Source organism: Bradyrhizobium sp. (assembly GCF_049512235.1).
Classification (GTDB): domain Bacteria; phylum Pseudomonadota; class Alphaproteobacteria; order Rhizobiales; family Xanthobacteraceae; genus Bradyrhizobium.
The window spans coordinates 1-7,697 of sequence record NZ_JBEKXH010000314.1; the positions used below are offsets into that span (position 1 = coordinate 1).

A 7,697-nucleotide genomic window follows, 5' to 3' on the forward strand; every position below is an offset into this window, starting at 1 on the left:
GGCCGGCCGATTGAGCGTGATGGTGGCGACCGGGCCTTCAATTCCAAGCAGCGCCGGATCGCCGGGAACCGAAACAGTGGCGCAAGCGGACGTCAGCATCTGAACACAGCCCCGGACCTGTATGTGCAGCGAGAGGGCAACGCGACGACGCCACAATCCGTCTCACATTGGCTTCGATTTGCCCGCGAATCGCTTCACCGCGGCGTGGAATTCATCCGTCTGCATGCAGGCGATGATGGCATCTCTTTCCGCGTCGAGCTGTTGATCGATCGGCGTCACAGGCGCGCGGTGGATCAGCGCCTTGGTCGCCGCCAACGCCGCCGGGGCGTTCTGCGCCAGCCGATGCGCCAGTGCGCGGGTCGCGGCTTTCAGTTCGAGCGCCGGGACGACCTTGGCAACCAGGCCCCAATCATGGGCTTGTGCCGCCGAAAAGCTGTCTTCGGCGAGATAGATCTGCAAGGCACGCCGCGTGCCCACGCTTGCCACCACGCCGACGGTACCGCCGCCATCGGGCGATACGCCGAGCCTTGCATAGGCCGGCGTGAAGCGGGCATCTTCCGCGGCGATACAGAGGTCCGCGACAAAGGCGAGCGACAGGCCGGCGCCGGCGGCGGAGCCGTGGACGCTTGCCAGCACGATCTTAGGCATCCGCCGCAGGGTCGTGATGAAGGCGTGATAATGCTGCAGCAGTTCTCCGACCACGGGTGCGATGTTGTCGGCGGCAGCAGCGGCGCCGATGGTCTGCAGATCGCCCCCGGCGCAGAATGCACGGCCTTCGCCCTCGATCACAAGGACGCGGACTGCATCCGATGCCTCGACCTCGGCGCTGAGCTGTTCGAGCTTTCTGGCGATCGAAAGATCGATCGCGTTGAAAGCGGCCGGCCGGTTGAGCGTGATGGTGGCGATCGGGCCTTCGATCCCAAGCAGCGCGGGTTCGTCGGCGAGGGCGGCAGTGGCATCAGCTGGCTTCGACATCTGAACAGCATCCCGGGTAAGAAGACTATCTCACCTTTAAATAGTAGAATAACTGATGTGACAATCCTCGGTATTCTTGTCAAATACAGTTCAGATCTGCTCCGATGGACCTTGCACCGTTGTGAGCCATGAGGCCATGTAACCTGATCCACCTCGGAGAGGCGGCGGCCGCCGATCCCCAAAAGGGATCAGGAAAGTCCAGGTGCGGACGGGCAAAATCGCTCGAAGCGGGAGCTTGCGCGGTGAGTATGAATACGATGATCTGGTGCGCGGTGCCCGGAACTTGTCCGTTGCCGCTTCGCATCGTGCCGGTTTGACGCCATGACGCATGGAACGATTCTGATTGCCGGCGCCGGTCACGCGGGTTTTCAACTGGCGGCGTCGTTGCGGCAGCATGGCTACAGCGGGCGCGTTTGCCTGCTCAATGACGAGGCGCATCTGCCGTACCAGCGGCCGCCTTTGTCCAAGGCCTATCTCAAGGGCGCGGGCGCTCCGGACAGCCTGATGTTCCGGCCGGACAAATTTTATCGCGACCAGAACATCGAGCTGATTGCCGATCGTGCCGCAGCCATCGACCGCGACGCCCGCAGGCTTTTGCTCGCATCCGGCGCCTCGCTCGAGTATGGGCATCTGGTGCTGGCGACCGGTGCGCGCAATCGCCTGCTCGACATCCCCAATGCCAACCTGGGCGAGGTTCGCTATCTGCGAATTCTGGACGAAAGCGAGGCGTTGCGGCAGCGGATCGCCTCGGCCCGGCACGTCGTGGTGATCGGTGCCGGCTTCATCGGCCTGGAATTCGCCGCCACCGCCCGGGCCAAGGGGCTCGAGGTGGATGTGATCGAATTGGCGCCGCGCGTGATGGCGCGCGCGGTGACCGCGGAAATATCAGACTATTTCCAGGCGCGGCACACCGCGGCGGGTATTCGCATTCACCTGGGTGTGCAGGCCACCAGCATCGAGAGCGAGGGTCCAACCGTTGCCGGCGTCAGCCTCAGCGATGGCCGCCACCTGCCGGCCGACATGGTGGTGGTCGGCGTCGGCGTCTTGCCCAACGTCGAACTGGCTGCGCGAGCCGGTCTGGCGGTCGGATCGGGCATCATCGTCAACGAGCACTTGCTGACCGATGATCCCTGCATCTCGGCGATCGGCGACTGCGCGCTGTTTGCAAGCCCTCGCTTCGGCGGCTCGCTGCGGCTTGAATCGGTGCAGAACGCCACCGACCACGCGCGCTGCGTGGCGGCGCGGCTGACCGGGGACGTCAAGGTCTATGACGGCCTGCCATGGTTCTGGAGCGACCAGGGTGACGACAAGCTCCAGATCGCAGGTCTGACCACCGGCTACGACCGCGTCGTGGTGCGCGGCGATCCCGGGGTGCGTTCGTTCTCGGCATTCTGCTACAAGTCGGGGCGACTGGTCGGCGTCGAGTCCGTCAACCGCGCGGCGGATCACGTATTCGGACGGAAGATTCTCGGGCTGGACCGCTCGATCGAACCGGAACAGGCGGCGGATTTGAGTTTTGATCTGAAGGCGGCTTTGAGGTAAAATTCACCGCTTCGGATCTTGCAGGCAGTCCGTCCATGGGTCGCTGCCGCCGGTGAGTAACTCTGGATGAGGTCATAAGCTCCCCTCCTCCCACGCGCGTCGCGCGTGGCGGGGAGGGGTCGGGGGTGGGGGGTGGCACGGCGTTCACCGAAGCAGCGGTTCCTGCCGATAGACCCCCCACCCCCGACCCCTCCCCGCCGCTTCGCGGGGGGAGGGGAGAACCAGATCCGATTCAATGGTTTTGAGGGCTGGCCTAGGCGGGTTTTATTGATCATCTTCCCGGCAAGCGAGCCAATGCGAGCGCGAGGCGGACTCATACGCCGAGTCCCATCGTTGGGCACCAGGGGTGCTACCTGTTTTCATCACTGAATGCGGTGCTTATGGGTGCCGGCCTTCGCCGGGACCACTCGCGGAGATGATGGCCTCGACCTCCGCCGCCGTCGGCATCGATGGCGCGGCGCCCATCCGCTGCACGGAGATCGACGCCGCGCCATTGGCGTAGTTGAGTGCGTCGCCAATTGATTTTCCGGCGGCCAGTTGGGCTGCGACCGCGCCGACAAAACAATCGCCGGCGCCGGTGGTATCGACGGCTTTGACGCTGCGGCCCGGTGTGATCAGCGGCGCGTCGTTGACGAGTGTCAGCACGCCGCGCTTGCCGAGCGTGACGCAGATGATTTTGCGCTGGCCGGCTGGCAGCGATCTGACGGCTGCGATGAAGCGCGCGTCATCATCAGTGTCGTCAAGACCTGTCTTGGTCAGAAGTCCGAGTTCGGTTTCATTGAGGATCAGGATATCGACCAGATCGAGCATTGCTGGGTCGAATTCGATCGCCGGCGCCGGATTGAGGATCGTGGTTGCGCCCGCCGAGCGTGCCCTTTTGAAAAAAGCGGTAATCGCGGACAGCGGTATCTCGAACTGGCTGACCGCGATGTCGCCGTTTGCCAGCGAAGGCGCTTCAACATCGGCGGCGCCGACCAGCCCATTGGCCCCGGGGATCACGACGATGGTGTTGTCGGCATTGGCGATCGTGATGATTGCCGTGCCGGTGTGTGCTTGCGGCGTTTCGCGCACAAAACCGAGGTCGACCCCCTGGGCGGCGAGGAACGTTTGCAGTTGCCCGCCGAACGCGTCCCTGCCGACGCGGCCGATCAGCGTCGTCGGCGCGCCGAGCTTGGCCGCCGCGACCGCCTGGTTTGCGCCCTTGCCGCCGGGAAAATAAAGCACGGCATGGCCGGCGACGGTCTCGCCGATGCGGGGATGGCGGTCGGCCGTCGCCACCACATCCATGTTGATGCTTCCGGCGACGAATACCCGGCCCATGCCTAATCCCAGAACTCCTTCTTACGCCCGATCTGAAACTCCTGCCTGACGGTTTCGATGTCGGCAAGCGTCGGTAATCCGGCCTCGTTGCCGAGGCGCTGGATCTTGTAGGTCGAGGCCGCGCGGGAAAATTCGAAATGGTCGCGCCAGCTTTTGCCGGGATTGTTGAGGTAGGAATATATATAGGCGCCGTGGAACACGTCGCCGGCGCCGTTGGTGTCGAGCACGCGTTCGCGCGCGATTGGCAGCGCGGGAAGCGTGCGAACGGTGCCGGTCTCGTCGAACCAGAGCAGGCCGCGCTCTCCCATGGTGATGCCGCCGACGCGGCAGCCCCGGCTCTTGAGGTAATCCAGCATCTTTTCCGGCGTCAGGTCCATCTGCTCGCACAGCCGCTCGGCGACGATGGCGACGTCGATGAACTCCAGGAGCTCGTGGGTGTTGGTGCGCAGGCCGCCGCCATCCAGCGAGGTCAGGATACCGTCCTCGCGGCATAGCTTGGCGTAATGAATCGCGGCGTCCGGCTGGTGACCGTCGACATGCAGCGCGCGGCAGCCGCCGAGATTCAGAAGCGGGAAGGGGTGGATGTGCTCGTCGTCGCGGCAGCGCACGATGGCCCGCTTGCCGTCCTTCGGCATGATGAAGGACAGCGAGGAGGAATTAACCTTGCGCGGATGGATCGAGATGCCATATTTCGCGCTCATGTCCTGAAACATCCGCCCCAGCCAGTCATTGGCGACGGTGGCGATCAGGTCGGGCACGATCCCGAGCTTGGCGCAGCAAAAAGCCGCCGTAACTGCGTTGCCGCCGAACGAGACCGCGTAGGCGGACGCGACGTGCTTTTCGTCGCCAGTCGGCATGTGGTCGGTGATGAAGGTGACGTCGATATAGGTTTGTCCAATGAAGAGAGCCTGCATTCGTTTTCCGTCATGGCTTTAGGGGTGATCCCGGCCGGCGACCTACATTAGCACCGCTTATGCCCGATCGTTGGCTAAAATCTCCGGACCGTCAGCCGAAATAATTCGCAAGGGGCCGCCATAATCGCTTGAGATAGCCCTTTGGCGGGACTACGACCGTCGCTCCGCATGCGGCCCGCGGCGCTCCGAATCTTGCGAAAACGGGACATAAGGTGAGGAAATGATGACCTTTTGTTCTGGCGCGCTCGGCGCCGCGGACGCCCTCGATATGGATTCCGTGCCGGCTGCGATGGGTTGTATTATCGACGCGCCGGTCCGCGCCGCCAGGACCAGGCGGGGGTTGTTGCCATGATTACCGGGCTCGACCATGTCGTCGTGCTGCTCGAAGACATCGGGGCAGGTGCTGCAGCCTATGAACAGCTGCTCGGCCGCGCACCATCCTGGCGAAGCCATCATGACGGCGCCGAAACCGTGCTTTTCACCCTCGACAACATGACGCTCGAACTGATGGCGCCGGAGGGCGATTCGCCCAACGCTGAGCGCATCAGGAGCGTGATAAAAATCTGGGGCGCGGGGCTCGCCAGCATTTGCTTCCGCGTCGATGACCTCGCGAAAATGCATCGTCGGCTCGATCGCCTGGCGCTGCATCCGGAGCCGGTTGCCGAGGTCGAAAGCCGCGATGCCGGCTCGGGCGCCCTGTTGCGCTGGAAACGCACCCGCGCATCGACCGACCTGACGCGGGGGGTGCGGATGTTTTTTCTCGAACTGGCCGAGGACCGGCCGCGCTCGGCGGCGATCTCAGCAGATCCGGTGCTGGCGCTCGATCACGTCGTGGTCTCGACCGAGGATCCGGAGCGCGCCGCAGCCCTTTATGGCGCGCGGCTAGGCCTCGACATGGCGCTCGACCGCTCGCACCAGGAATGGGGGCAGCTGATGTTTTTCCGCTGTGGCGATCTCATCGTCGAACTGGTGCGCCGGCCGGTCGCAGGCAGCGACCAAGCCCATGATAAATTGTGGGGCCTGAGCTGGCGCGTCGCCGACATCACAGCGACCCGCGCGCGGTTGATCGGCGCGGGCATCGATGTGTCCGAGGTGCGCAACGGCCGCAAGCCGGGCACCCGGGTGATCAGCGTGCGCAGCGGCGCCTGCGGCATCCACACCCTGCTTTTGCAGCGGACGCCGCGCGCGGGGTGAGAAGCGCTGTTTTGTTACCCTCAGGAGCAATCGATATGACGACACAGCGCCTCGGCGTGATCATGAACGGCGTGACCGGCCGGATGGGGCTCAACCAGCATTTGATCCGGTCGATCATCGCGATCCGGGATGCCGGCGGCGTCTTGCTCGGCAATGGCGAGCGAGTGATGCCGGACCCGATCCTGGTCGGCCGCGACGCCGACAAGGTCGAACGCCTGGCCGCCAAGTTCAATGTGCAGCGCTGGACCGCCGATCTCGACCAGGCGCTGGACAACAAGACCGACAGCATCTTTTTCGATGCGGCGACCACGCAGGCGCGCCCGATGCTGCTGACGCGGGCGATCGAGGCCGGCAAGCACGTCTATTGCGAGAAGCCGATCGCGACCAATCTCGACGAGGCGCTGGCGGTAGTCAGGCTGGCCGACGCCGCCGGCGTCAAGCACGGAACCGTGCAGGACAAGCTGTTCCTGCCGGGCCTGAAGAAATTGGCGTTCCTGCGCGACTCCGGCTTCTTCGGCCGCATCCTCTCGGTGCGCGGCGAATTCGGCTACTGGGTGTTCGAAGGCGACTGGCAGGAGGCGCAGCGGCCGTCGTGGAATTATCGCAGCGAGGACGGCGGCGGCATCATTCTCGACATGGTCTGTCACTGGCGCTACGTGCTGGACAACCTGTTCGGCGACGTCGAAAGCGTGAGCTGCACGGGTTCTACGGATATTCCCGAGCGCTTTGACGAGACCGGCAAGAAGTATCGGGCGACCGCGGACGATTCCGCCTATGCCACCTTCCGGCTCAAGGGCGGGGTCATCGCGCACATCAACATGTCCTGGGCCACGCGGGTCTATCGCGACGATCTCGTCACTTTCCAGGTCGACGGCGTCAACGGCTCGGCGGTTGCAGGCCTCACCGATTGCGTCATCCAGGCGCGGCAGGCGACGCCGCGGCCGGTATGGAATCCGGACCAGAAGCGCATGCACGACTTCTACGCCGACTGGCAGAGGGTGCCGGACAACACCTCCTACGACAACGGCTTCAAGGCGCAGTGGGAGATGTTCATCCGCCACGTCTGCGAGGACGCGCCCTATCAATACACGCTGCTGGAGGGCGCCAAGGGCGTGCAGCTGGCCGAATGCGCGCAGCAGAGCTGGCGCGAACGGCGCTGGATCGACGTCGCGCCGATCAAGCCCTAAAGGAGATCACGCGATGAACAAACCGGTTTTGCCAATCTGCCCGCTGTCGCTGAAATTGCCCTGCGCCGATCGTTCGATCGAGACCTATCGCCTCGCGGCGTCCAGGAGCTTTCCGTCGCGGCTTCAAGGCACGCTGAACCGCGTTGCGTTTTCCGCCGCCCATGTGGTGTCCGATCCACTCGCCGATGTCGATCCCTGGCTTGCGCCTGATATCGACTGGGATCGCACGATCGCCTTTCGCGAGCACATCTGGGATTTGGGCCTCGGTGTCGCCGAAGCCATGGACACCGCGCAGCGCGGCATGGGGCTGGATTGGCCGCATTCGCTGGAACTGATCCGGCGCTCGGTGGCGGCCGCGAAACGACGCGGCAATGCGCTGCTGTTTTCCGGCGCCGGCACCGATCATCTCGCGCCGGAGCGTGCGAAAAACCTCGACGACGTCATCTGTGCCTATGAGGAACAGATCGCGGCGATCGAACGGGCCGGCGGACGCATCATCCTGATGGCCTCGCGGGCGCTGGCGCGGATCGGCCGCGACCGGGACGATTATGCTGGGGTTTATGAC

7 protein-coding genes are annotated in these 7,697 nt (G+C 64.3%); 4 read left to right on the forward strand and 3 right to left on the reverse strand.

Going from position 1 to position 7,697, the window contains the following annotated elements; all coding sequences use genetic code 11:
* Positions 1-162: 162 nt before the first annotated feature.
* Positions 163-975: an enoyl-CoA hydratase/isomerase family protein gene (locus ABSG20_RS24450; protein ID WP_423867075.1), complete on the reverse strand. Its 813-nt coding sequence runs from the start codon at positions 973-975 to the stop codon at positions 163-165.
* Positions 976-1,296: 321 nt separating this feature from the next.
* On the opposite strand from ABSG20_RS24450, the gene ABSG20_RS24455 reads away from it, so the two are divergent.
* Positions 1,297-2,517 carry an NAD(P)/FAD-dependent oxidoreductase gene (locus ABSG20_RS24455; protein WP_423867076.1) on the forward strand — a complete coding sequence of 407 codons (1,221 nt, stop codon included), beginning with the start codon at positions 1,297-1,299 and terminating at the stop codon, positions 2,515-2,517.
* 378 nt (positions 2,518-2,895) lie between these two features.
* On the opposite strand, the gene ABSG20_RS24460 is transcribed toward ABSG20_RS24455, so the two are convergent.
* Together ABSG20_RS24460 and ABSG20_RS24465 are read right to left on the reverse strand one after the other, a co-directional pair.
* Positions 2,896-3,837: a ribokinase gene (locus ABSG20_RS24460; protein WP_423867077.1), complete on the reverse strand. Its 942-nt coding sequence runs from the start codon at positions 3,835-3,837 to the stop codon at positions 2,896-2,898.
* A 2-nt stretch (positions 3,838-3,839) separates the two neighbouring features.
* Entirely contained in the window at positions 3,840-4,751 is a 912-nt protein-coding gene (locus ABSG20_RS24465) for a sugar kinase (RefSeq protein WP_423867078.1), read from the reverse strand.
* A 348-nt stretch (positions 4,752-5,099) separates the two neighbouring features.
* Here ABSG20_RS24465 and ABSG20_RS24470 point away from each other — a divergent pair, with 348 nt between their 5' ends.
* The 3 genes from ABSG20_RS24470 to ABSG20_RS24480 form a co-directional block, all read left to right on the forward strand.
* Positions 5,100-5,945, forward strand: a complete 846-nt coding sequence (locus ABSG20_RS24470; RefSeq protein WP_423867079.1) for a VOC family protein — start codon at positions 5,100-5,102, stop codon at positions 5,943-5,945.
* Between the two features lie 35 nt (positions 5,946-5,980).
* Positions 5,981-7,132 (forward strand): Gfo/Idh/MocA family protein, encoded by a 1,152-nt coding sequence (locus ABSG20_RS24475; RefSeq protein ID WP_423867080.1) that lies wholly within the window; start codon positions 5,981-5,983, stop codon positions 7,130-7,132.
* A gap of 13 nt (positions 7,133-7,145) precedes the next feature.
* Positions 7,146-7,697, forward strand: a 552-nt coding sequence (locus tag ABSG20_RS24480; RefSeq protein ID WP_423867081.1) for a DUF993 family protein, incomplete at its 3' end; no start/stop codon positions are given.

Coding starts and splice junctions, on each gene's coding strand:
- ABSG20_RS24460 (WP_423867077.1), bottom strand. CDS start 3,837: ATGGGCCGGGTATTCGTCGCCGGAAGCATCAACATGGATGTGGTGGCG.
- ABSG20_RS24465 (WP_423867078.1), bottom strand. CDS start 4,751: ATGCAGGCTCTCTTCATTGGACAAACCTATATCGACGTCACCTTCATC.
- ABSG20_RS24475 (WP_423867080.1), top strand. CDS start 5,981: ATGACGACACAGCGCCTCGGCGTGATCATGAACGGCGTGACCGGCCGG.
- ABSG20_RS24450 (WP_423867075.1), bottom strand. CDS start 975: ATGTCGAAGCCAGCTGATGCCACTGCCGCCCTCGCCGACGAACCCGCG.
- ABSG20_RS24455 (WP_423867076.1), top strand. CDS start 1,297: ATGACGCATGGAACGATTCTGATTGCCGGCGCCGGTCACGCGGGTTTT.
- ABSG20_RS24470 (WP_423867079.1), top strand. CDS start 5,100: ATGATTACCGGGCTCGACCATGTCGTCGTGCTGCTCGAAGACATCGGG.